The sequence below is a fragment of the Kaistella gelatinilytica genome (genome assembly GCF_015679325.1).
Classification (GTDB): domain Bacteria; phylum Bacteroidota; class Bacteroidia; order Flavobacteriales; family Weeksellaceae; genus Kaistella; species Kaistella gelatinilytica.
Map to the genome: position 1 here is coordinate 160,662 of NZ_JADPVI010000003.1, position 22,139 is coordinate 182,800.

The window sequence follows — 22,139 nt, forward strand, 5'->3', positions numbered from 1 at the left end:
TTAAAAATATTATCTAAATTTGTTTAAAATAAAAAGATGGATACTAAAATAGTTTTTAATACCGATGAAAATGCGGGAAGTCTGTACATCATGAAAGTTTTTTCTGCAAAACCTGCTCAAATCTGGGATCACTTCACGCAATCTGCTTTATTAGAAAAGTGGTGGGCTCCGAAACCATGGAAATGTGAAACAGCTGAGATGAACTTTGCTCAAGATGGAATCTGGATATATAATTTGATCAGTCCGGAAGGTGAAAAACATTACGGCGCGTTAAAATACCACGAGATCAATTTGCACAGAAGTTTCGATTTTACAGAATATTTCACCGATGATAAAGGAGAAAAAATAGAAGAAGTACCTTCCGGGAATTGGTTGGTTGGTGTAACAGGCGTTGAAGAAGGCACAAAATTAACCATCAATATTCAGTACAATTCAACTGAAGAATTACAAACTATTTTAGACATGGAATTTGAAAGTGGTTTTACAGAAGTTCTGAATCAATTAGAACAATTACTTCATAAAAAAGACTGATGTTAAAATCAGTCTTTTTGTTTTTTACAAAAGTTCTTCGTCAATAAAGTATTGAATGATCGCTTTTTTCATTAAAATTTGCTGTTCATTCGGTTTTAGATCAGGTAATTTTTCGACCTCCTCAAAATGTGGATAACCATCGTCATCGTAATGTGAAAATTTGTAATATCCGAAAGGTTCTAACAGTCGACAAACCGCAATATGCAGAATGTTCAACTTATCGTCTTTCGTATATTTCTGTTTCCCACTTCCCAGTTCCTGAACGCCAATTAAAAATAACAGCGTATCAATCTGCGGATGTTTTTCGGTATCGAAATTTTTAACAAAAAAGGCTTCAACTTCTGCCCAAAGTTCGTTATCTGTCTTATTTTCCATCGATCTTATTTTCTAATTTCATTAAAAAAGCATATTCCAGAGAGTCTTCTTTTAGAGATTCAAATCTTCCACTTGCGCCACCATGACCGGAACTCATATCTGTTTTAAATAAGAGAAGGTTATTATCCGTTTTCAGCTCTCTCAATTTCGCTGTCCATTTTGCAGGCTCCCAATATTGAACCTGAGAATCGTGTAAACCGGTCGTGATCAAAATATTCGGATATTTTTTCGCTTCTACATTATCATAAGGAGAGTACGATTTCATATACTCGTAGAATTTCTTCTTTTTCGGATTTCCCCATTCGTCAAATTCGCCAGTTGTTAGAGGAATTGTTTCGTCCAACATGGTTGTAACAACATCTACAAATGGAACTTGCGCAACGATTCCGTTGAAAAGTTCGGGTTCCATATTGATGACTGCTCCCATTAAAAGTCCTCCTGCACTTCCGCCCATCGCGTAGAGATGTTTTTCTGACGTGTAATTTTCGGAGACTAAATATTTTCCGGCATCGATAAAATCGTAGAAGGTATTTTTTTTCTGAAGCATTTTTCCGTCTTCATACCATTCTCTTCCTAAATATTCTCCACCTCGAATGTGCGCGATCGCATAAACAAATCCGCGATCTAAAATTGAAAGTCTTACATTAGAAAAACTCGCATCAACGGTATGTCCGTAACTTCCATAACCATAAATTAGCAACGGTGTTTCGGGAGATTTTGGCGTGTCTTTATGATAAACCAAAGAAATTGGAATGGAATTTTTACCATCGCGTGAAGGCGCCCAAATTCTTTCTGATCTATAATTTTCGGCGAAAAATTTTCCACCTAAAACTTCATGTTCTTTTAAAACCTTGGTGGTTTTTTCCTTCATATCATATTCCAAAGTAGAATTTGGTTTGGTCAATGAAGTATAGCCGAAACGTAATTTTTCAGTATTAAATTCTAAATTCAAACCAATATATGCGGTGTAGGTTGGATCTGAAAATTCCAGATAATGAGATTCATCGGTCTGATTCTCAATAACTTTAATATAAAGCAAACCTTCCGTTCTTTCTTCCAGAACAAAATATTTATTGAAGATCTCAAAACCTTCCAGCAAAGTTTCTTCCCGATGCGGAATTACTTCTACCCAATTTTCCATTTCTGGAGCAGCAACTTTTGTTTTTACAATTTTGAAATTGGTCGCCTCGTCTGCATTGGTGATGATATAAAATTCATCTTTGTAATGTTCAACTGCATATTCGAGATCATCGATTCGGGGCTGAATAATTTTCCATTCTGCCAAAACATTGTCTGCCGGAATAAAGCGGTGCTCATCGGAAATTGTACTCGAACTTGCGATAAAAATATATTCTAAAGACTTTGTTTTAAAAACATGAACATCAAAAGTTTCATCTTCTTCATGAAAGATCAATACATCCTGAGAAGAATCGGTTCCCAATTGATGCATGAAAACCTGATAAGCACGAAGACTGTCATCTTTTCTCGTATAAAAAACATGCTCGTTATCATTTGCCCAAACTGCTTTTCCCGTTGTGTTTGGAATTTGATCCTGAAGAATTTCGCCGGTTTCTAAATTTTTAAAATTGATCTTATAAATTCTTCTACCCATTGTATCAGAAGAAAAACTCATCAATTTATTATTCGGAGAAACCGCAACGCTTCCAACTTCGAAAAATTTTTGATTTTCTGCCAGAATATTTACATCGAGCAAGATCTCTTCTTCATTTTCTAAGGTCTGAAATTTCCGACTGAAAATCGGATATTCTTTGCCAATTTCAAACCGTACGATGTACCAGTATTCATTGAAAAAATAGGGCAAACTTTCGTCGTCTTCCTTATATCTGGCTTTCATTTCATCGAAAAGTTGCTGCTGAAAATCCAGAGTATCTTTCATTACGAAATCGCAGTACGCATTTTCTTCCTCCAAATAAGCGGTTACTTCTGGGTTTTCTCTTTCTTTCATCCAGAAATAGTCATCAACTCTTTTATCACCGTGAAATTCTAGAATGCTTTGTATTTTTTTTGCTTTGGGAGCGTTCATTTTTTTGAATAATTAGCTGGATTTTATAAATCCTGGTGTTTGCAAATTCTAAAAAATTTAGAATTATAAAAAAATAAAGCCATCTTGATCCAGGAAAAAGACGGCTTTAAATATGATTTTATATCGACCTATTTTTCCATATTTCGAAGATATTTCTCAATAGCCATCGTCATCGATGGGAATTCTTTGCTTGGAGCCATTACGTCGACTCTTATTCCTTCGTCTTTTGCAGCTTGCTCGGTCGTTGCACCGAAAACTGCTATTTTTGTATCCCCCTGTACAAAATCGGGGAAATTGATTCCCAAAGATCGAACTCCTTGCGGACTGAAGAACACCAACATATCGTAATCTCCAATAGAAACATCGGTCAAATCGCTGCATACTGTTTTATACATTGTCGCTCTAGTCCAGTCGATCGGTGCAGTTTCCAACACTTTTTGAACATCGGGACTTAAGAAATCAGCTGCAGGAAGCAAGTATTTTTCTGAAGGGAATTTCTTGAAGAGTGGCAATAAATCGCTAAAGGTTTTTTCACCAAAAGAGATTTTTCTTTTTCTATAAATAATATGTTTTTGAAGATAGTTTGCGATCGCTTCAGATTGACAAATATACCTCATCGAATCAGGCACCGAAAAACGCATTTCTTCTGCAAGACGGAAATAATGATCTACCGCATTTTTGCTTGTAAAAATGATCCCTGTGAACTGTGTAAGATCAATTTTTTGAGTCCTAAGTTCTTTTGCATCAACACCTTCAACATGAATGAAAGGCCGGAAATCAATTTTAATTTTTTCCTTTTTCGCCATCTCCAAATAGGGAGAAGACTCATTCGGGGCTGGTTGTGAAACCAATATAGATTTAATTTTCATCATTAAATTTTAAAAGAATAATACTTTCCAGAGTACCAAAACAGGTACAATTTGGAGGGTGCAAATATACAAAAATTTATAATACCATTTTTGGGGCATTATATCGTTCTTATGGAACAAATAATAGAATTGCTTGAACACAAACATCAATAAAAATCCAATAAAATAAAAAGGAAGTCTCTTTAATTCAGCATCCGGGTAAAAATAGCTCATCACACATAAAACAATGATAATGATGGAGATACAGAAGTAAAACTTAGATACCGTGAAATAAAACAGATCCCATTTTTTAATGGCGCCTGTTCCTGCAAAAAATATGTAGCTCAGCATATTCTTGATAAAGTAAAATCCTGCTAAAACGGCTACGGTAAAACCAAATTTATTGAGTTCATATCCAAACAAAGAGAGGTTACTTATGCTTTTTGGAACGACGGGAATATATTGCGATAGAAAAGTGGCAAAAGCCAAACAGAAAACGACACTAACAATCATCCAGCTCAAAAAATTATTGCTGGAATCCGGGAACTTTTGCATCAGAAATTCCCTAACAGAAGAGTCCCGCTGCAAGGATAATAACATGAAAACATAAAGGAATAAACAGCCAATTATAATGAAGACCACCCAATCGTTTTGCTGTGCAATTCTTACCAATTCTAAACTTTTTGCAAAAGTAAGCATATAAATAGAAATACATTTCACTTTACCTGTATATTAAAATCAAAATTGATCGCACCTTCTATAAATTGAATTAAATAAAGCGGGAAAAGTTTATCTTTGCCAATTAATTACGAAGATGAAGAAACTGGTCATTATACCGACCTACAACGAAAAAGAGAATATAGAAAATATTATTTCCGCAGTTTTCGCGCTGGAAGAGGATTATCATATTCTGGTTGTAGATGATTCATCACCCGATGGAACTGGAGAAATTATAAAAAAACTTCAAACTGAACATCCAAATTATCTCCATTTAAGTGTAAGGAAAATTAAAGATGGTTTAGGAAAAGCATATCTGCACGGATTTGCGTGGGCTTTGCAAAACAATTACGATTACATTTTCGAGATGGATGCAGATTTTTCCCACAATCCAAAAGATCTCAATAAATTATTTGAAGCCTGCCAAAATGCTGATATGAGCATTGGTTCCAGATATTCTAAAGGAGTAAATGTGGTGAACTGGCCGATGGGAAGAGTTTTGCTTTCTTACTTCGCTTCTATCTATGTACGAACAATTTTAGGAATTCCGATCCATGACACCACGGCCGGATTCGTTTGTTTCAGCAGAAAAGTTTTGGAAACGATCGATTTAACAGATATTAAATTAAAAGGATACGGTTTTCAGATCGAAATGAAATTCCGTGCTCTGAAGAAAGGATTTAAAGTCGTAGAAGTTCCTATTATTTTTACCAACCGCGAATTAGGCACAAGTAAAATGAATGGCGGAATTATTCACGAAGCCGTTTTCGGTGTTTTGAACTTAAAGTGGAAATCAATTATTGGCAAATTATGAAGAAATACCTTTTTATAATTTTTTCTTTATTAATGTTGAGTTGCTCACAATTGATCGATCCACCAAAAAATTTAATTCCGAAAGATAAAATGTCGGAGATCGTGGCAGAATTTGCGATGAACGACCAGATCAACACCTACGTTCCGGGAAGCAATCTGGAAAACGCCACAAGAATGGCTTTAAAACAAAGAAAGATAAAACCAGCAGACTTTATAGACAGTTATAAATATTATACAGCGACCGGAGATTTAGAGAATATTCTGAACGATGCGCAGGAAATTATTTTAGCCAAAGATCCGGCTGCGAAAGATTATATCGAGAAAAAATTAAAAGAAAATAAAAATACACCTCCTCTTGTCAAATAATATGATGTCCCCATTTTTCGAAATAAATAAAACTTCAACCGGTAAAGCCAGAGCCGGAACCATTACTACAGATCACGGAACCATTCAAACACCGATTTTTATGCCGGTAGGAACGGTTGCTTCTGTTAAAACAGTTCATCAACGAGAATTAAAAGATGATATAAAAGCGCAAATTATTTTAGCAAACACCTATCATCTCAATCTGCGTCCGAAAATGGATATTATTCAAGCAGCAGGTGGATTGCACAAATTTATGAACTGGGATTTACCAATTCTGACAGATTCCGGCGGTTACCAGGTTTTTTCATTATCGAAATCGAGAAAATTGAATGAAGCAGGCGTGAAATTTAAATCTCACATCGATGGAAGCACGCATTTTATTTCCCCCGAAATTTCTATGGAAATTCAAAGACAGATCGGCGCTGATATTTTTATGGCGTTTGATGAATGTGTTGCTTATCCCGAAGAATACAACAAAGTTAAAAAATCCATGGAGCTTACGCACCGATGGTTAAAAAGATGTATAAAATGGAACGCAGAAAACCCTGAATTATACGGACACAAACAAGCTTTCTTCCCAATTGTTCAAGGTTCTTGCTATTCTGATCTAAGAAAAAAATCAGCCGAATTTATTTCGGAACAAAATGCCGTTGGAAATGCAATCGGCGGACTTTCTGTAGGAGAACCCGAAGAAGAAATGTACCGAATTACCGACGAAGTAACCGATATTTTACCCAAAGACAAACCGCGATATTTAATGGGGGTTGGTACGCCGTGGAATATCATCGAAACCATTGGACTCGGAATTGATATGATGGATTGTGTAATGCCGACAAGAAATGCCAGAAATGCAATGCTTTTCACGTGGAAAGGTGTTATGAATATGAAAAATAAAAAGTGGGAAAGTGATTTCTCTCCGTTAGATGAATTTGGGACCAGTTATGTTGATGCAGAATATTCCAAAGCGTATGTTCGACATTTATTTGTGGCGAAGGAATATTTAGCGAAACAGATCGCCTCCATTCATAATCTCGCATTTTATCTGGATCTGGTAAAGGTGGCACGCGAACACATCGTTGCAGGCGATTTCTACGAATGGAAGGATTCTATAATTCCTGTTTTAAAACAAAGACTCTAAAAATTTTTTAGATCAAATGAAAATAATAGATTTATATATCATCAAAAAATACCTCGGAACTTTCGGGTTTATGCTGGGATTATTAACTATTATCGTATTGGTGATCGATGTTCAGGCAAAAGCACCGAGAATTGAATCGAACGGTTTTACGGTGACCGAATTCCTCATCAACTTTTATCCGTACTGGATCGTGAATCTGATCATCACCTTCATGTCGATCTTGGTTTTTATTTCTGTTATTTTCTTTACTTCAAGAATTGCAAATGACACCGAAATTGTTGCCATCATAAGTTCTGGCGCAAGTTTTCATCGTTTTGCAAGACCTTATTTAATGACTTCCGGCTTGATCGCTATTTTTGCCCTATTGCTCAATCACTATGTTTTGCCTCTTGCAAATATTAAGAAGAATGAACTGGAACCTTACACCTACACCACAATGGCGCGGGAAGAATTCACAGGAAGCTCCGAGGTTTCAACGCAACTTTCCAAGACCGAATATATTTTCGTTAAAAGTTATAATAAGAAAGAAAAACGCGGATCCGGATTTATTTATCAAAAATTCGACAAAAACAGAAAGTTAGTTTACCAGCTTAATGCGACCGATTTCAACTGGGACAATAGTAAAAAGCTTTTTATTCTCAATAATTTTTTCACGAAGGCCATCAATAAAGATGAAACCGAAAAATTAGGAAATGGAACGGTGATGGAGAAAAGCTTCATTCATCCACCGGAAGAGTTATTTCCCGATGTTTTGCTCGGACAAAATAAAACAACGCCGGATCTGATCAAATTCATTGACAGAGAAAAAGAAAAAGGAAACGGAAATCTCAACAATTATCTCAATGAATTGTATCAAAGAACTTCGATGCCAGTTTCGGTGATCATTTTAACTTTCCTCGGATTATCTTTGTCATCACAGAAAAAACGCGGCGGTTTAGGAGTAAATCTTGCCATAGGAATTGCCCTCGCTTTTGTTTTTGTATTCTCGTTTGAAGCCTTAAAAGTGGTATCTGCCAACAAAACATTAACGCCACTTTTAGCGATGTGGTTGCCAAACCTCGTTTTCGGACCGGTTGCCGTCTACTTATATTTCAAAAGAGCCAATCAATAAAGCAATTCGATTTCTTTGTGGTAAAACTTTTGAAGACCTTTATTTTCTAATTCTATCCAAAGGAAACCATCTTTATCGACCTCTTTTATAATGCCATTTTGTCTTAAACCTTCAATATCGAAAACTGAAATCTGATCTTTTCGAAATAATTGGCCGTTTAATCCCGTTAAAACCTCATGTTCAGAAACTTCTTTCATCAAATGAATTAAAAAATATTCATTCAGAGCTTCTGTGAACTCATTCAAATTAAATTTTAAACCAGTCTGAGTAAGCAACGATCCTGCTCTTGTAAGATTCTCAAATTTTTCCTGCAGAACATTTAAGCCAATGCCAATGATGAAATAAGGTATTCCACCAATGTTTTTTTTCTCGATCAACAGTCCGGCAATTTTTTTATTTTTAATGATCAAATCATTTGGCCACTTTATTTCAACAACTGATTTTGTCATAATGGCTAGAAAGTCCGCCAATGTTAGAGCGGTATAGAAATTGAATAAATGATCCTGTAATTTAATAAGAGAAGAAGGAACAGCAATTGTAAAAGCTAGATTCAAATTTTCTGATGATTGCCAGGAATTTCCATACTGTCCTTTTCCTTTTGTTTGCTTGAAAGTATAAACAGAGAGTAACTCATTAGGTTCCGCGGGGAGGAAATGGAGAATTTCATCATTAGTTGATCCACATTCATTCAAATAAATAATTGAAGCCATTAAGAAAACTTTAAGAGTTAGAATGGGTAAATTTGAGACTAATTAAATAAAAAAACAATAAATTTGCAGATTATACAAAATTTTTAATGAATAAGATTACAGAAAAGCAACTACTTATCGACAAAATAGTAGAAGCAATGCAAGATACAAAGGGAGAAGACATCCTAATTTTTGATTTAACGAAGATTGAAAACTCAGTAGCAGAAACATTTATCATCTGTAGCGGAAACTCTAATACCCAAGTTTCTGCAATCGCAGGAAATATCGAGAAAAAGGTAAGAAATGACTTACAGGATCGTCCTTGGCACGTAGAAGGAAACGAAAATGCTTTGTGGGTTCTTCTTGATTACGTCTCGGTCGTTGTGCATGTTTTCCAAAGAGAAACCCGTGAATATTACGATATTGAGGAACTTTGGGGCGATGCGAAGATCACCAAAATAGAAAATTAAAATTAATGATATTTGACGGAATTATATTTTCGTCAAAATTTTTATAGAAAAAATATGAATAATAATAAAGGATTTAACTGGTTTTTTCCAATAGCAATTGGAGCCATTCTACTCTTTTTCTTTTCGAATATGAACAGCAATGCTGACTCAAACAATATCGATGAAGATGCATTCTACGCTTTAATGCAACAGGGAAAAGTACAGGATGTTTTAGTTTATAAAGACACCGAAAAAGCGGACGTATTCCTCACAAAAGCAGCAAAAACAGAATTGGCAAGCAAACAAAAGGCGAAAGAAAAAAGCCCGTTTGATGCTTTCGATTTTGCACCAAAAGCAGATTATAATTTGAGTTTCGGTGATTTGCAGTTGTTTCTGGAGAAATTTGACAAGATTAAACAGGAAAACCCAACCATTGTAACCAAAAAAGATTACGGTGTGGGCAAAAACCCGATGACAGAGTTGCTCTTTACTGCGATCTTCTGGATTGCAATTATGGCTTTATTTTATTTTGTGATCTTCCGCAAAATGATGGGCGGCGGTGGCGGCGGAGCTGGTGGACAAATATTTTCCATTGGTAAATCCAAAGCAAAACTTTTTGATGAAAAAGATAAAGTTCAGGTTTCATTTAAAGATGTTGCCGGTTTAGAAGGTGCCAAAGAAGAAGTACAGGAAGTTGTAGATTTCTTGAAGAACTCAGAAAAATATACTAAACTTGGTGGAAAAATACCGAAGGGAGTTTTATTGGTCGGTCCTCCGGGAACCGGGAAAACCCTTTTGGCAAAAGCTGTTGCAGGTGAAGCAAAAGTACCTTTCTTCTCTCTTTCTGGATCAGATTTCGTGGAGATGTTTGTAGGAGTTGGAGCTTCACGAGTACGTGATTTATTTGCACAGGCAAAACTTAAATCTCCCGCAATTATTTTTATTGATGAAATTGATGCCATTGGTAGAGCCAGAGGAAAAGGAAATATGACCGGTGGAAACGACGAAAGAGAAAATACACTGAATCAATTGCTGACAGAAATGGACGGTTTCGGAACCGACACGAATGTGATCATTATGGCAGCAACCAACAGAGCCGATATTTTAGATAAAGCATTAATGCGAGCAGGTCGATTCGACCGTTCGATTTATGTTGACCTACCAGAATTGCACGAAAGAAGAGAGATCTTCGATGTGCATTTGGCGAAAATTAAAATGGAACCTAATATCGACCGTGAATTCTTAGCGAAACAAACTCCAGGCTTTAGTGGAGCAGATATTGCGAATCTTTGTAATGAAGCAGCGCTAATTGCAGCAAGAAACTCTCACGAAGCGGTATCGACCCAGGATTTCTTAGATGCTGTTGATAGAATTATCGGCGGACTTGAAAAGAAAAATAAAGCGATCAAACCTTCGGAAAAAAGAAGAGTTGCTTATCATGAAGCGGGTCATGCTACAATCTCCTGGTTGGTAGAACATGCGGCGCCATTATTAAAGGTAACGATTGTACCAAGAGGACGCTCTTTAGGAGCAGCTTGGTATCTTCCGGAAGAAAGACAGCTTACCACAACAGAACAGATGTATGATGAGCTTTGTGCAACTTTAGGCGGAAGAGCAGCTGAACAAACCATTTTCGGAAATATTTCAACCGGTGCTTTATCAGATCTTGAAAGAGTGACGAAGCAAGCTCAAGCCATGGTGACGATTTACGGTTTGAACGATAAAATTGGTAACATTTCCTACTACGACAGTACAGGACAATCTGAATACAGTTTCGGAAAACCTTATTCTGAGCAGACTGCTAAAATGATCGATGAAGAAATTTCTAAAATTATCGAGACGCAATATGCAAGAGCTTTGCAGATCTTAGCTGATAATAAAGATAAGTTAGATGCTCTCGCAGCAAAATTGTTAGAAAAAGAAGTTATTTTCCGTGAAGACCTGGAAGAAGTTTTCGGACAGAGAGCCTGGGATCCTGAATTAACAGAACATCCTGTGTCAAATACACACAAAGGGGAAACTCCGGAAGAAGAAGCGGTAATTGTAGCGCCTGATTCTGGTACCCAACTTTAATAAAAACAGTCCTGATTATTTAATTTATAGTAAATAATCAGGATTTTTGTATTTAATTGATTGTTTACGCAAATATTTTCTATTTTTGCACTAACAACGATATAATCAATAGAAATTGAGTCTTTTCAAAAAAATTGTCGGAAAAATATTAAATCAACCTGAAGAAGAAGAAAATCAGGATTTGATAAAACTTGGGGATCAGCTGAAAAATGCTGACCTTGATTATAAGTTTGCGCAACTTTTTACGCATTCCGGCGGATTTTTTAACTATTGTGCAGATGAGGCTGAAGCACTTCAAACCCTGCATCATATTCTGAAAATAGAAGATATAAAATCTGTTTTTTGCTGGGACGCCGATTTGAAGAACTTTTTAGATGTTGTAAAAGTTCCTTACACCAAAGAACTCGAACTTTTCAATGATTGTGCCTTTATCACCTGCGAATATTTAATCGCTTATGATGGCAGAATTATGCTTTCCTACAATAATATTCAACATTATCATTCTTCGAGACTTCCACAAAAAATTATTTTGATGGCCAATGTTTCTCAGATCGTAACCAATCTGAACGATGCGATGAGTAAAATTAAACGCAATGGTAACATTCGAAATCTCACCTCGATTAGTGGAAGCAACTCCAAATTGGATACGCCAAATAAGGATAATACAAAACTTTTCTTACTTTTGCTCGAAGATTAATTCTTCGTCTTATGGAAAAGAAAAAACTAGTTAACTTACAATCACACCATCTTGGATAAAAATTTAGTACAGCGAATTTTCGGAGGATTTTTATATGGTTTTCTTGTGATTTTTTGCACCACTCCGCTTGGATCACAACTCCTCGATAAAATTTCGCCCAACCTTGTCACACAACAAGATCTTTTTTATGGATTGATCACCTTCTTTCTTTTCGTCGGAGCCTGGGAATGCATGAAGATGATGAAGTTTGATCCTAAAAGCTGGGAGAAATGGGCAGTTTTTCCATTAATTATTCTGGTTTTCTATCGCTTTTCTAAAAGATTTTTTCAGCACGGTTTCTTTTTCGACTTTAACCTGTCTGAAATATTGGCACTTTCGCTCATCGTCATTGCGGTGATCACCCTCTTCAAATTTTCTAAAGAACTCTATTACGATAATGGCAAATTGATCTTTACCGTAATATATACCGCACTTCCATTTGGATTTACTTTGGGTTTACCAAAATTCTCTGCGGTTGACAATACCTTTACTTTAGAAGTTTTCTTCCTGTTTATTTTGATCTGGAGCAGTGATACCTTCGCCTACTTCACGGGGAAATTTTTTGGAAAACATAAAATGGCACCTAAAATCTCTCCTAAAAAAACCTGGGAAGGATTCGCAGGTGGCGTTATCTTAACTTTGATCCTCGGTTTTTTTGTTGAAAAATACTTCCCTGAACTACGTGGCAACTGGATGGTTGTAGGAGTTTTGGTTGCTGTGTTTGGACCGCTTGGTGATTTGGTAGAAAGCCAGCTGAAGAGAACTTTTGGCGTAAAAGATTCGGGAAATATCATTCCGGGTCACGGCGGGATTTTAGATCGTCTCGATAGTTTTATTATCTGCGCTCCTGTCGTATATTTGTACTTTATCTTAGAAAAATTCATTTAGAAAAACTCATGAAATTACATAAAGAATCAAAGGGAACCATCATCGTCGCAAGTATTGCTTTTGCAGTCGTTGCTGTTCTTTCCATCTATTTTCTGAAAAACTTATCACTCCTGATCATTATTCCTTTACTCGTAATTTACGGATTGGTATTTTGGTTTTTTCGTGTTCCAAAAAGAAATATTCAGGATCATACCGAAAATGTGATTGCTCCTGTTGATGGTAAAGTGGTGATGATCAAAGAAGTATTTGAAAATGAATTACTACAGACCAAAGTGATTCAGGTCTCAATTTTCATGTCACCATTAAACGTTCATATCTGTCGTTTTCCGGTTTCCGGACAAGTTATTTATAAAAAATATCATCCGGGAAAATATTTGGTAGCGTGGCACGAAAAGTCATCCACCGAAAATGAAAGAACAACGGTTGCCGTAGAAAGTCTAACCAATCACAAAGTATTGTTCCGCCAGATCGCGGGTTACGTTGCGCGCAGGATCGTATTTAACTGTAATGAAGGCGATGCGGCAAAAGCCGGACACGAATTCGGTTTTATAAAATTCGGCTCCAGAATGGATGTTTTCTTGCCTTTAGACACTGAGATCATCTGCAAGATCGGGGACAAAACAAAAGGTGGAATTGATGTTATCGCGAGAATGACGGATCAGTAAAAACCTTAAATAAAAATTTAAAAGCCAGGATTGAATTCATCCTGGCTTTTTTTATTTCCAAATTCTAAAATGTTTCCAAAAAAAAAGAATCAACTTCCGTCGATTCTTTATCAATTTTATATAATTAAAAAATTAAATAGGAACGAAAATAACCGCTGCAATTGCTGCAAGACCGATCGCAATAGTTGAAAGCAGATCTACTTTTTTTACCTCGCGAATGTTGCTTTTTTCAATTACAATTTCCTCTCCTTGTTTATTTTTAATATAAATCTGAGTCTCATCCTGTTTCAAGATCTCCGCTTTATACTCTTTTGCGTCATTGGTCAAAATGGTGTATTTTTCGTAAAGTTCCAAAGAATTCGGCTGCAAGGGTTTATTGTTGCTTACTAACCTCGTTTGGCAAGAGGTTGCGCTAAGAATTAACAGTAATACGAATATCGAAAAGAACTTTTTCATTTTTAAAATATATTTTTCCAAATGTAATAAAATAATTATTGATAGAATAATCTCACGAATGCGATCGATGGTTATTTTAAATTGAGATCTTGTGCAATGATCCAGGCTTCACTCCAACACGCCTGAAAGTTGAAACCACCGGTAACCGCATCGATATTAAGAACTTCGCCAGCTAAATAAAAATTATCTAAAATCTTAGACGACATATTTTTAAAATTAATTTCCTTCAATTCTACGCCACCTGCTGTTACAAATTCGTCTTTGTAAGTTGATTTACCGGAAACCTGCATTACGTTTTTACATAGATGATGTAAAATACTTTGAAGTTCTTTTGAAGAAATGCTTGAAATATTTTTTTCCAAATCAACTTTTGAAAGCCACAGAATACGATGCCAGAATCTCGTCGTAATATCAAAAACCTTAGAAGTTCCAATTGATTTCTTCGGATTTTCCTGGCGAAATTTCTTGAAAATTTCTTCGGCATCTTCCAAATCGATTCCCAAAAAATTAACGTGAATATCAAACTGATATTTTAAGTCTGCTAATTCCCTCGCTTTCCAGGCAGAAATCTTTAAAATTGCCGGTCCTGAAAGTCCCCAATGCGTAATTAACATTGGTCCCGATTCCTCCATTTTTAATTTTGGAATTGAAACTTCGGCATAAGGAAAACTTGTTCCCATTAAATCTTTCAGCGTTTCATTTTTAATATTAAATGTAAAAAGAGAAGGAACTGCTTCAACGATTTGATGTCCTAAATTTTTAATGAGTTTTAAAGATTTCGGGGAACTTCCGGTCGCGTAAACCACAAAATCCGCAGCATATTCTCCCGTTGAAGTTTTTACGGTATAAATATCCTCTTCTTTTAGAATTTCTAAAACGACAGCTTGCGTTTTTACGTCGAAATTTTTGCTTCGAACTTCATTAACCATTGTATCAATGATTGTTTGCGAAGAATTGCTTTCGGGGAAAATTCGGTTGTCATTTTCGATTTTTAAGGAAACGCCGCGCTCTTCAAACCATCCCATCGTATCGCCGGACTGAAACTGATGAAAAACACTTAGCAATTCTTTATTTCCGCGCGGATAAAACTGCACCAGTTCTTTCGGATCAAAACAGGCGTGGGAAACATTGCATCTTCCACCACCCGAAATCTTTACTTTTTGTAAAACATCGGTATTTTGTTCGAGAATGGTGACGTAGAATTTATTTTCATCGAGGTTTGCTGCACAGAAAAATCCTGCTGCACCGCCGCCGATAATGATGATTCTTTTCTTTTTCATTTTTAATAAGTCTTCGTTAAGCGTTGTTAGTGCATGAAGCAGTAATAGAGCTCTTAAGCAATGCAAAAATACGATTTTTCTAACCCATGATTAATGCTTATTTTTGCAAATTATAAACTAAGCTTTTTTCGAAGCGAAAACTGCGCCCCGACTTGAACGGAGCTCTTTTTTATTGTAATCTGAGCGCAGCCGAAGATCACAGTAAAAAAAGCGGGAGTGGAAGGCGGAAATTGGCGCCCCAAAAAATATAAATAAAAAAATATGTCAGATTATCATTATAAATTCGAAGTTCGATGGAGCGATATTGATGCGAACAAACACTTGGCAAATTCGTCTTACGTTATGTACTGTGCGCAAACCCGAATGGCGTTTATGAATACGCACCACATGGGACTTAAGGAATTGAGTTATTGGGGAATTGGTCCTGTAATTCTGCACGAAAGATATTCGTTTTTTAAGGAAATATATGCCGATCAAACGGTTTTTGTTTCATTGGAAATCGCTGGAATGTCGGAAGACGCAAGTATTTATCAGTTTGTTCACAAATTTTATTTACCCGACGGAACGCATTGTGCAACGGCGGAGGCAACGGGAGTTTGGATTGATACGATGTTGCGTAAATCGACGACTCCACCCGATGATGTTTTGGAGGTGATGAATGAATTTAAAGGGGAAAATGTGAAAGTTTTGACCAGACAGGATTTGAAAGACTTGCCTTTTAAACCTGAAAATGTAGAAGCTTTTCATAAGAAAAACACCTTTACCTGGAAAAAAGACAAAGACGAGAAAACGGAAGATTAATTTAAATTTCCAACTCGTTTTTTCTCCTAATTATTAATTTATTTTATACAAAAAATATGCTCGAAGATAAAAATCCACAACTCACGCCGATATCTGCATACGGGGAATTTGGTTTGATCAAACACTTAACCGAAAACTTTAGTTTTGAGAATCCATCGACGAAAATTTCAATTGGCGACGATGCTGCGGTGATTGATCCGAACGGTCAACAAGTGGTTTTAACGACCGATGTTTTGGCGGAAGGTGTTCATTTTAATTTAGGATATGTTCCTTTGAAACATTTGGGATATAAAGCAGTTGTCGTGAATCTGAGTGATATCGCTGCAATGGATGCAATACCGACTCAAATTTTAGTTTCTCTGGCAATTTCAAATCGTTTTCCTGTGGAAGCTTTAGAGGAAATTTATGCCGGAATTGCTTTAGCGTGTAAACATTACAAAGTTGATCTGGTTGGAGGTGATACTACGAGTTCAACCTCTGGTTTGGTCATGAGTATAACTGCAGTTGGTTTAGAAAACGCTGAAAACATCGTGAAGAGAAGTGGCGCAAAAGCGAATGATTTACTAGTCGTTACAGGAGATTTAGGCGGCGCTTATATGGGTTTACAAATTCTGGAAAGAGAACATTCTGTATTTCTTGCAGATCCCAATATGCAGCCCGAAATGGAAGGTTATGATTATATTCTGGAACGACAATTAAAACCCGAAGCGAGAACCGACATTAAGAAAACTTTGAAAGAGTTGGATATTAAACCGACTTCTATGATTGATGTTTCTGACGGTTTATCTTCTGAAATTTTACATTTAAGTGATCAGAGTAAAGTAGGTTTCCATTTGTATGAAGAAAAAATACCGATGGATTCTTTGACCATATCAACTGCGGAAGAATTGAATCTAAATCCTGTCATGTGTGCTTTGAGTGGTGGTGAAGATTATGAACTATTATTTACGATCGCGCCGGAAGATTTTGATAAAATTAAAAACCACCCGGATTTTACGATTGTCGGTCACGCGGTTGATTTGGAACAAGGTAATTTCTTGGTAGCAAGAGGAAGCAATGAACTGATTCCTTTGAATGCGCAAGGTTGGGATGCTTTTTTGAATAAATAATTTTTAAACCACAAAAGGCACAAAAGTTTTTTACTTTTAAAAGTGGAAACTGAACTGTTTTAAAGTGAGCAAAACTTGGTAAATTTACTGCCACGAGTGCGATAAAATTTAAGCTGGTAAAGAAAAGTTTTCTGTCGCCTTAAGAAATTTCAATGGGAAATCTTAACGAAACTTAAAAACTAAATAATCTTAATGTTTTAAATTATCAGGTTAAAAGATATTATAAAAGCGACTCCAATTGGAGTCGCTTTTTATTTTGATTTCAAACTTGTTCTCTGAAAAAATTAATTTATTTATAATCTTTGCTGCTTCTCATCGGCTCTTTTAATTCTGGCCATTTTGCTACTTCACCTTTATCGTTTGCGGGCATTTCCCGCTTTTCCCGGTTTGTAAATTCTGGATCTTCTGACGCCATGTAGGCTAAAGTTGCCGTAAGAATGACATTATTTTTAACCTCATCAAAAACAATTTTATCGTACGTATCTTTTGTCGTGTGCCATGTGTAACCGAAATATCCCCAGTTCAAAGAACTTAACGAAAACCCCGGAACTCCTGCTGCAACAAATGATGCATGATCAGATCCGCCTCCTCCAGGCATTCCCGGGAATGTAGATTTAATTTGGTCTTTAATATTTTTTGGCGCTGCATTGAGCCATTTTCCAATATAATCGTAAGAATTTACAAATCCCTGTCCGCTGATATCAATGACTCTTCCGGTTCCATTATCCTGATTAAAAACGGCTTGAGTTCCTTTCATAATTTCCGGATGATCTGTAACAAATGCACGGGAACCGTTTAGTCCCTGTTCTTCACTTCCCCAAAGTCCGACGATGATCGTACGTTTGTTATTTGGATAGTATTTTTTCAGAATGCGAATGGTTTCTAACATGGTTAAAACTCCGGTTCCGTTATCTGTTGCACCTTGAGCACCATCCCAGGAATCTAAATGCGCAGAAAGAATGACGTATTCGTTTGGTTTTTCTTTTCCATGAATAATTCCTACCGTATTAAAAGACGGCGCATCAGGTAAAATTTTAGATTGAGTTTCTAGTTTGATACGCGGTTTCATACCGCTTTCTGCCATTCTGTAAAGCATTCCATAATCTTCGAGTTCAATATCGAACATTGGAATTTTCTTTGTTTTTGCACCGAATATTCTATTCGCGCCCATAATTCCGGTCCAGTTGGAGATTGCAATTCCTGCGACTCCGGCATTTTCTAAAGCTTCGGGAAGGGTATTGTTGTCGTAACCGATTTTCTTTACATATTCCCTAAAATCTTTAGTTGCCTGATCTCTTTCAGTTTTTAATTTTTCATATAATTCCGGAGTTGCAAATTCTTTGATCTGATCATCAGAACGACCAATTTTTTGATATTGTGCCATCAAAACTACTTTACCTTTCGCAGACGGAAGCCACTTATCAAATTCTGCTTTCGAAGAAACTTTTGGCATGATGACCACTTCTGCTTCGACTGCTTTTTTTGTTGCCGGACTCCAGGCTAATTGCGTGGCGACTAAACTTTTAACTCTTGGATAAACCATATCGACATGCGTAATTCCGCGTTGCCAACCTTTCCAGGTTCCGAATTGTTGCAACTCTGCTTCGATTCCCCAGGATTTCATTTTATCGGCAGTCCAGTTATTGGCAGCTAACATTTCCGGTGTTCCGATCAATCTTGGACCGATACCGTCTAACAGATCGTGCGCCATCGATTCCAGTTGAGAATTATTTTGGGCTTCGTTGACGAAATTCTGAACGATTGGATTGAGTTGCTCTGTTTGTTTGGTTTGAGCGTTGGTGAAAGAAAGCTGTGCGGTTAGAAGCAAAGCAGAAATTGATAAGATGGTATTTCTCTTCATGTTTAAATTAGATTTATGCTAAAGATAATAAATTATGTTTGTCTGCAAAAACCGATATGAAACGAACCTTTTTTTAGAAGCGGAATCTGCGGCCGTGATAGTAGCGGTTACCCCACAGCAAGCGTTGGGAAAAGCTTTGGCGCGAGGAGTAAGAGCGGATAGCACGAATTGTCCGCCCAAAAAAAAATCCCAATCAGAAGACTGGGATTTTATATGTATAAAACGCTTTTTAAATTATGCGTTCGGTTCGATAGATACGAAAGATCTGTCGTTTGCTTTTTTTCTGAAAACTACTTTTCCGTCAACTAAAGCGTGTAAAGTATGGTCTTTCCCCATTCCCACGTTTAATCCTGGATGGTGAGTTGTACCTCTTTGTCTCACGATGATGTTACCTGCGATAGCTTCTTGTCCACCGAAAATCTTAACTCCCAATCTCTTGGAATGCGATTCTCTACCATTTTTGGAACTACCAACTCCTTTCTTATGTGCCATTGTATTTTAAGGTTTTTTGGTTAAAATTATTCAGCGGTTTCGCTGTCTGATTTTTTTGTTGTTTTTTTAGCAACTGGAGCTTCTTCTGAAACTGCTGCTTCTTTTTTTGCTTTCGGCTCAGCTTTTTTAGCTTCTTTCTTATCAAAACCAGTAATACCGGTGATTTGAATTTGAGTTAAAGACTGTCTGTGACCGTTTTTCTTTTCGTATCCTTTTCTTCTTTTCTTTTTGAAGATGATTACTTTATCAGCTTTCAGGTGATTGATGATTTCAGCATCAACAGTGATACCGCTTACAGCTGGGGCGCCGATTGTTGTAGAACCGTTTACAGTAAGAAGAATTTTATCGAAGGATACTTTCGCTCCTACATCTCCTTTCAAACGGTTTACAAACAACTTTTGGTCTTGCTCAACTTTATATTGAAGCCCTGCTATTTCTACAATTGCAAACATTGTTTATAAATTTTGTTAGTTAATTCGAGGTGCAAAGATATGATTTAATTTTAAATTCTGAATTATAAATGATGGATTTTTTATAATGAGTAATTTATCTAATTTTGAAGCAGTTATCCTACTTTATGAAAAGAGATTTATACATTGATTTTGCGAAAGGTTTTGCGACCCTTGCCATTATTTTCATCCACACCGTTTTTTGGTCCGGACAATATTATGTTCCGACAGAATTGCGAGTTTTATCTTTACTCGTCGATGTTCCACTTTTTTTTGCTTTGAGCGGCTTGACTTCCGGGAATAATATTGAGAAGACTTTATATCGATTACTGAAACTGCAGATCACGTTTATGATCTTCGTAACTTTTCTTTTCTTCTTGGATTATTTTTTCAAGGTTTTTGGTCTGAATTTTTTCGGTCTGGAATGGATGAAAAGCTTCTACTCCACTTTCGGCAGCAAATATGTTCCTGTAAATATTTCGGATGTTCCGCAATGGCAAAATCTGGGAAACTGGTATCTTCATCAATATACAAATGCGGACACTTTCCCTGTCGTGATGGGAAGTTTTTGGTATTTAAAAGTCTATTTCATATTAACTGTTTTTGGAGTTTTAATTTTAAAATTTTTTCCAAAACACATCAATTGGTTTATAGGTTTGTGCTTTGGGTTAACTTTGATTTTCAACATTTTACCGCAATTTTATCCAAACGGACAAGTTGGTTACGTTGCTTTTTATCTAGGATTATTTTTGGTAGCTCATCAATTAAAAGGAAAGAAAATTCCGACAAAGTGGGTTCCGATATTGTTTGGGATTTTGGGAATACTGCTTATTTTTCTCTATTGGGATTTAGGTAAAGATTTATTTTTAAAGATGAATAAAGCGAAGTTCCCACCTAAATTGCTATACATTTTCTGGTCCTCATTTTCCTTACTGACTCTTTTTGTTTTATATAATCGGTTGAAAATAAGCAAGCCGAATTTTATTACTTATATCGGACAAAATGCGATCTTCTTTTATTTTGCGCAGGGAATGAGTTCTTCTCTCGTTTATTTTTTGGTTGTCGGATTAAAGGATCGTTTTGAGTGGTGGATCTTAATGATTTTTATTTACCTCATCAACATTCTTCTTGCGGTTGTAATTGCAAAATTTTTAATGAAAGTAGACGCTTTCGGCTGGAGAATTTTAGAAATTTTACGCAAAAAAACTGCCTCAATTTCTTGAAGCAGTTTTATCAATTATACCGTGGTATAATAAAAAATTAGTCTCTTTTTCCGTTACCTCTTGCAACAACTGCAATAATAATGATCAAAAGCAATGCTCCAATCACCCAGTAAATTGGATTGGTGTACCATTCTTCAGTCGTTGTTGTTTTTGTAGATGTAGTTGTAACGTTAACTGCTGGAGCAGTTTTTTCCTGTGCAAAAGCTAAAGCGCTGAAAAAGAAAGTTAGTAATAAAATACCGAAACTCTCAATTTTTCTGGATAGTAATGTCGTATTCATAATTTAATTTTTAATGTATTGGCTTTTATTCAAGTTTTGTGCCACAATTATCCAAATTCTATTTTCCTGAATCTTCATTTAACTTTTACCACAACGTTTATAATCCTTAAATTTACTGCGGAAAAATAGAAAACTATGTTTAAACTCAGACTTTTAACGGATCCTAGATGGGCGAATATTGCAGAAGGAAATTTAGAGGAAATCCTTACGGACCATGCATGGTGCGAACAGAAAGCTACAACGAATGCGATCACTATTATCACGATGATTCCCGAACATCCGGAAATTATCACCGAACTTTTATTTATAGCGAAAGAAGAATTAGAGCATTTTCAAATGGTTCACGAGATCATCAAAAAACGCGGTTATACTTTCGGCAGAGAACGAAAAGACGATTATGTAGGACAACTTTTTAAATTCATCGTTCAGGGTACCCGTGAAAACTACATCATCGACCGAATGCTTTTTGCAGCAATGATCGAAGCCCGAAGTTGTGAACGCTTCAAGGTCTTGACTGAAAACATCAAAGACGAGGAACTGAAAATTTTTTATAAAGATCTTATGATTTCCGAGGCTGGTCATTACGCCACCTTCATCAAATTTGCAAGACAATTGGGCGATCCGGAAAAGGTAAATCAGCGTTGGGAAGAGTGGCTCGAGTACGAAGCAGAGATCATAAAATCTTACGGAAAAAAAGAATCCATTCACGGATAATTTTTGTCTTATTTCTTTTGGAATTTTCCTA

25 protein-coding genes are annotated in these 22,139 nt (G+C 36.2%); 14 read left to right on the plus strand and 11 right to left on the minus strand.

The window, feature by feature from the left end; all coding sequences use genetic code 11:
* The first annotated feature begins 36 nt into the window (after positions 1-36).
* Entirely contained in the window at positions 37-531 is a 495-nt protein-coding gene (locus IV494_RS11570) for an SRPBCC family protein (RefSeq protein WP_196080301.1), read from the plus strand.
* 24 nt (positions 532-555) lie between these two features.
* Here the strand turns inward: IV494_RS11570 and IV494_RS11575 are convergent, their stop codons facing one another.
* The 4 genes from IV494_RS11575 to IV494_RS11590 form a co-directional block, all read right to left on the minus strand.
* On the minus strand, positions 556-906 hold the full coding sequence (locus IV494_RS11575; RefSeq protein ID WP_196080302.1) for a hypothetical protein: 351 nt from the start codon (positions 904-906) through the stop codon (positions 556-558).
* Positions 896-2,950, minus strand: coding sequence for a S9 family peptidase (locus IV494_RS11580; protein ID WP_196080303.1), 2,055 nt, complete (start codon positions 2,948-2,950; stop codon positions 896-898). Before IV494_RS11580 ends, IV494_RS11575 begins: the two co-directional genes overlap by 11 nt.
* 128 nt (positions 2,951-3,078) lie before the next feature.
* Positions 3,079-3,819, minus strand: coding sequence for a uroporphyrinogen-III synthase (locus IV494_RS11585; protein ID WP_196080304.1), 741 nt, complete (start codon positions 3,817-3,819; stop codon positions 3,079-3,081).
* A 9-nt stretch (positions 3,820-3,828) separates the two neighbouring features.
* On the minus strand, positions 3,829-4,497 hold the full coding sequence (locus IV494_RS11590; protein WP_196080305.1) for a DUF4271 domain-containing protein: 669 nt from the start codon (positions 4,495-4,497) through the stop codon (positions 3,829-3,831).
* A 115-nt stretch (positions 4,498-4,612) separates the two neighbouring features.
* Here IV494_RS11590 and IV494_RS11595 point away from each other — a divergent pair, with 115 nt between their 5' ends.
* From IV494_RS11595 to IV494_RS11610, 4 genes are read left to right on the plus strand one after another with little or no spacing between them, the layout of a single operon-like run.
* Entirely contained in the window at positions 4,613-5,329 is a 717-nt protein-coding gene (locus IV494_RS11595; RefSeq protein ID WP_196080306.1) for a polyprenol monophosphomannose synthase, read from the plus strand.
* Positions 5,326-5,694, plus strand: coding sequence for a DUF4296 domain-containing protein (locus tag IV494_RS11600; RefSeq protein ID WP_230380123.1), 369 nt, complete (start codon positions 5,326-5,328; stop codon positions 5,692-5,694). The genes IV494_RS11595 and IV494_RS11600 overlap by 4 nt, the downstream gene beginning before the upstream one ends.
* A gap of 4 nt (positions 5,695-5,698) precedes the next feature.
* On the plus strand, positions 5,699-6,832 hold the full coding sequence (gene tgt / locus IV494_RS11605) for a tRNA guanosine(34) transglycosylase Tgt (protein ID WP_394368406.1): 1,134 nt from the start codon (positions 5,699-5,701) through the stop codon (positions 6,830-6,832).
* A 16-nt stretch (positions 6,833-6,848) separates the two neighbouring features.
* Positions 6,849-7,943, plus strand: a complete 1,095-nt coding sequence (locus IV494_RS11610) for an LptF/LptG family permease (RefSeq protein WP_196080308.1) — start codon at positions 6,849-6,851, stop codon at positions 7,941-7,943.
* Here IV494_RS11610 and IV494_RS11615 read toward each other — a convergent pair.
* Positions 7,937-8,653, minus strand: coding sequence for a biotin--[acetyl-CoA-carboxylase] ligase (locus IV494_RS11615; protein ID WP_196080309.1), 717 nt, complete (start codon positions 8,651-8,653; stop codon positions 7,937-7,939). The genes IV494_RS11610 and IV494_RS11615 overlap by 7 nt on opposite strands.
* A gap of 86 nt (positions 8,654-8,739) precedes the next feature.
* Here IV494_RS11615 and rsfS point away from each other — a divergent pair, with 86 nt between their 5' ends.
* From rsfS to IV494_RS11640, 5 genes are all read left to right on the plus strand, one after another.
* On the plus strand, positions 8,740-9,102 hold the full coding sequence (gene rsfS / locus IV494_RS11620; RefSeq protein ID WP_039349857.1) for a ribosome silencing factor: 363 nt from the start codon (positions 8,740-8,742) through the stop codon (positions 9,100-9,102).
* 54 nt (positions 9,103-9,156) lie between these two features.
* Complete coding sequence (gene ftsH, locus IV494_RS11625) at positions 9,157-11,154, plus strand: ATP-dependent zinc metalloprotease FtsH (protein ID WP_196080310.1); 1,998 nt, start codon at positions 9,157-9,159, stop codon at positions 11,152-11,154.
* A 115-nt stretch (positions 11,155-11,269) separates the two neighbouring features.
* Entirely contained in the window at positions 11,270-11,851 is a 582-nt protein-coding gene (locus tag IV494_RS11630) for an LUD domain-containing protein (RefSeq protein ID WP_196080311.1), read from the plus strand.
* Between the two features lie 51 nt (positions 11,852-11,902).
* The gene (locus IV494_RS11635; RefSeq protein WP_196080312.1) at positions 11,903-12,778 is read left to right on the plus strand and encodes a phosphatidate cytidylyltransferase; all 876 of its coding nucleotides are present in this window, start codon (positions 11,903-11,905) and stop codon (positions 12,776-12,778) included.
* A gap of 8 nt (positions 12,779-12,786) precedes the next feature.
* Positions 12,787-13,443, plus strand: a complete 657-nt coding sequence (locus IV494_RS11640; protein ID WP_196080313.1) for a phosphatidylserine decarboxylase family protein — start codon at positions 12,787-12,789, stop codon at positions 13,441-13,443.
* 132 nt (positions 13,444-13,575) lie between these two features.
* Here IV494_RS11640 and IV494_RS11645 read toward each other — a convergent pair whose 3' ends face one another.
* On the minus strand, positions 13,576-13,899 hold the full coding sequence (locus IV494_RS11645; RefSeq protein ID WP_196080314.1) for a bacteriophage spanin2 family protein: 324 nt from the start codon (positions 13,897-13,899) through the stop codon (positions 13,576-13,578).
* Positions 13,900-13,970: 71 nt separating this feature from the next.
* Positions 13,971-15,179, minus strand: a complete 1,209-nt coding sequence (locus IV494_RS11650) for a BaiN/RdsA family NAD(P)/FAD-dependent oxidoreductase (RefSeq protein ID WP_196080315.1) — start codon at positions 15,177-15,179, stop codon at positions 13,971-13,973.
* 261 nt (positions 15,180-15,440) lie between these two features.
* On the opposite strand from IV494_RS11650, the gene IV494_RS11655 reads away from it, so the two are divergent.
* Both IV494_RS11655 and thiL read left to right on the plus strand, forming a co-directional pair.
* The gene (locus tag IV494_RS11655; RefSeq protein WP_196080316.1) at positions 15,441-15,980 is read left to right on the plus strand and encodes an acyl-CoA thioesterase; all 540 of its coding nucleotides are present in this window, start codon (positions 15,441-15,443) and stop codon (positions 15,978-15,980) included.
* Positions 15,981-16,036: 56 nt separating this feature from the next.
* The gene (gene thiL, locus IV494_RS11660; RefSeq protein WP_196080317.1) at positions 16,037-17,089 is read left to right on the plus strand and encodes a thiamine-phosphate kinase; all 1,053 of its coding nucleotides are present in this window, start codon (positions 16,037-16,039) and stop codon (positions 17,087-17,089) included.
* A gap of 289 nt (positions 17,090-17,378) precedes the next feature.
* Here the strand turns inward: thiL and IV494_RS11665 are convergent, their stop codons facing one another.
* The 3 genes from IV494_RS11665 to rplU all read right to left on the minus strand — a co-directional run bounded on the left by IV494_RS11665 (position 17,379) and on the right by rplU (position 19,894).
* Complete coding sequence (locus IV494_RS11665; RefSeq protein ID WP_196080318.1) at positions 17,379-18,950, minus strand: M20/M25/M40 family metallo-hydrolase; 1,572 nt, start codon at positions 18,948-18,950, stop codon at positions 17,379-17,381.
* 234 nt (positions 18,951-19,184) lie between these two features.
* The gene (gene rpmA, locus IV494_RS11670; RefSeq protein ID WP_039349882.1) at positions 19,185-19,442 is read right to left on the minus strand and encodes a 50S ribosomal protein L27; all 258 of its coding nucleotides are present in this window, start codon (positions 19,440-19,442) and stop codon (positions 19,185-19,187) included.
* A 26-nt stretch (positions 19,443-19,468) separates the two neighbouring features.
* A complete protein-coding gene (gene rplU / locus IV494_RS11675; RefSeq protein ID WP_039349885.1) occupies positions 19,469-19,894 on the minus strand; it encodes a 50S ribosomal protein L21 in 426 nt (141 codons plus the stop codon).
* A 125-nt stretch (positions 19,895-20,019) separates the two neighbouring features.
* On the opposite strand from rplU, the gene IV494_RS11680 reads away from it, so the two are divergent.
* Positions 20,020-21,114 (plus strand): acyltransferase family protein, encoded by a 1,095-nt coding sequence (locus tag IV494_RS11680; protein WP_196080319.1) that lies wholly within the window; start codon positions 20,020-20,022, stop codon positions 21,112-21,114.
* A gap of 37 nt (positions 21,115-21,151) precedes the next feature.
* Here IV494_RS11680 and IV494_RS11685 read toward each other — a convergent pair whose 3' ends face one another.
* Positions 21,152-21,394: a hypothetical protein gene (locus IV494_RS11685; protein WP_196080320.1), complete on the minus strand. Its 243-nt coding sequence runs from the start codon at positions 21,392-21,394 to the stop codon at positions 21,152-21,154.
* 135 nt (positions 21,395-21,529) lie between these two features.
* On the opposite strand from IV494_RS11685, the gene miaE reads away from it, so the two are divergent.
* Positions 21,530-22,108 (plus strand): tRNA-(ms[2]io[6]A)-hydroxylase, encoded by a 579-nt coding sequence (gene miaE / locus IV494_RS11690; protein ID WP_196080321.1) that lies wholly within the window; start codon positions 21,530-21,532, stop codon positions 22,106-22,108.
* Positions 22,109-22,139 lie beyond the last annotated feature (31 nt).

Bases quoted from the DNA above. Each gene is read 5' to 3' on its own strand.
- IV494_RS11570 (WP_196080301.1), top strand. From the start codon at position 37: ATGGATACTAAAATAGTTTTTAATACCGATGAAAATGCGGGAAGTCTG.
- IV494_RS11575 (WP_196080302.1), bottom strand. From the start codon at position 906: ATGGAAAATAAGACAGATAACGAACTTTGGGCAGAAGTTGAAGCCTTT.
- IV494_RS11580 (WP_196080303.1), bottom strand. From the start codon at position 2,950: ATGAACGCTCCCAAAGCAAAAAAAATACAAAGCATTCTAGAATTTCAC.
- IV494_RS11585 (WP_196080304.1), bottom strand. From the start codon at position 3,819: ATGAAAATTAAATCTATATTGGTTTCACAACCAGCCCCGAATGAGTCT.
- IV494_RS11590 (WP_196080305.1), bottom strand. From the start codon at position 4,497: ATGCTTACTTTTGCAAAAAGTTTAGAATTGGTAAGAATTGCACAGCAA.
- IV494_RS11595 (WP_196080306.1), top strand. From the start codon at position 4,613: ATGAAGAAACTGGTCATTATACCGACCTACAACGAAAAAGAGAATATA.
- IV494_RS11600 (WP_230380123.1), top strand. From the start codon at position 5,326: ATGAAGAAATACCTTTTTATAATTTTTTCTTTATTAATGTTGAGTTGC.
- tgt (WP_394368406.1), top strand. From the start codon at position 5,699: ATGTCCCCATTTTTCGAAATAAATAAAACTTCAACCGGTAAAGCCAGA.
- IV494_RS11610 (WP_196080308.1), top strand. From the start codon at position 6,849: ATGAAAATAATAGATTTATATATCATCAAAAAATACCTCGGAACTTTC.
- IV494_RS11615 (WP_196080309.1), bottom strand. From the start codon at position 8,653: ATGGCTTCAATTATTTATTTGAATGAATGTGGATCAACTAATGATGAA.
- rsfS (WP_039349857.1), top strand. From the start codon at position 8,740: ATGAATAAGATTACAGAAAAGCAACTACTTATCGACAAAATAGTAGAA.
- ftsH (WP_196080310.1), top strand. From the start codon at position 9,157: ATGAATAATAATAAAGGATTTAACTGGTTTTTTCCAATAGCAATTGGA.
- IV494_RS11640 (WP_196080313.1), top strand. From the start codon at position 12,787: ATGAAATTACATAAAGAATCAAAGGGAACCATCATCGTCGCAAGTATT.
- IV494_RS11645 (WP_196080314.1), bottom strand. From the start codon at position 13,899: ATGAAAAAGTTCTTTTCGATATTCGTATTACTGTTAATTCTTAGCGCA.
- IV494_RS11650 (WP_196080315.1), bottom strand. From the start codon at position 15,179: ATGAAAAAGAAAAGAATCATCATTATCGGCGGCGGTGCAGCAGGATTT.
- IV494_RS11655 (WP_196080316.1), top strand. From the start codon at position 15,441: ATGTCAGATTATCATTATAAATTCGAAGTTCGATGGAGCGATATTGAT.
- thiL (WP_196080317.1), top strand. From the start codon at position 16,037: ATGCTCGAAGATAAAAATCCACAACTCACGCCGATATCTGCATACGGG.
- IV494_RS11665 (WP_196080318.1), bottom strand. From the start codon at position 18,950: ATGAAGAGAAATACCATCTTATCAATTTCTGCTTTGCTTCTAACCGCA.
- rpmA (WP_039349882.1), bottom strand. From the start codon at position 19,442: ATGGCACATAAGAAAGGAGTTGGTAGTTCCAAAAATGGTAGAGAATCG.
- rplU (WP_039349885.1), bottom strand. From the start codon at position 19,894: ATGTTTGCAATTGTAGAAATAGCAGGGCTTCAATATAAAGTTGAGCAA.
- IV494_RS11680 (WP_196080319.1), top strand. From the start codon at position 20,020: ATGAAAAGAGATTTATACATTGATTTTGCGAAAGGTTTTGCGACCCTT.
- IV494_RS11685 (WP_196080320.1), bottom strand. From the start codon at position 21,394: ATGAATACGACATTACTATCCAGAAAAATTGAGAGTTTCGGTATTTTA.
- miaE (WP_196080321.1), top strand. From the start codon at position 21,530: ATGTTTAAACTCAGACTTTTAACGGATCCTAGATGGGCGAATATTGCA.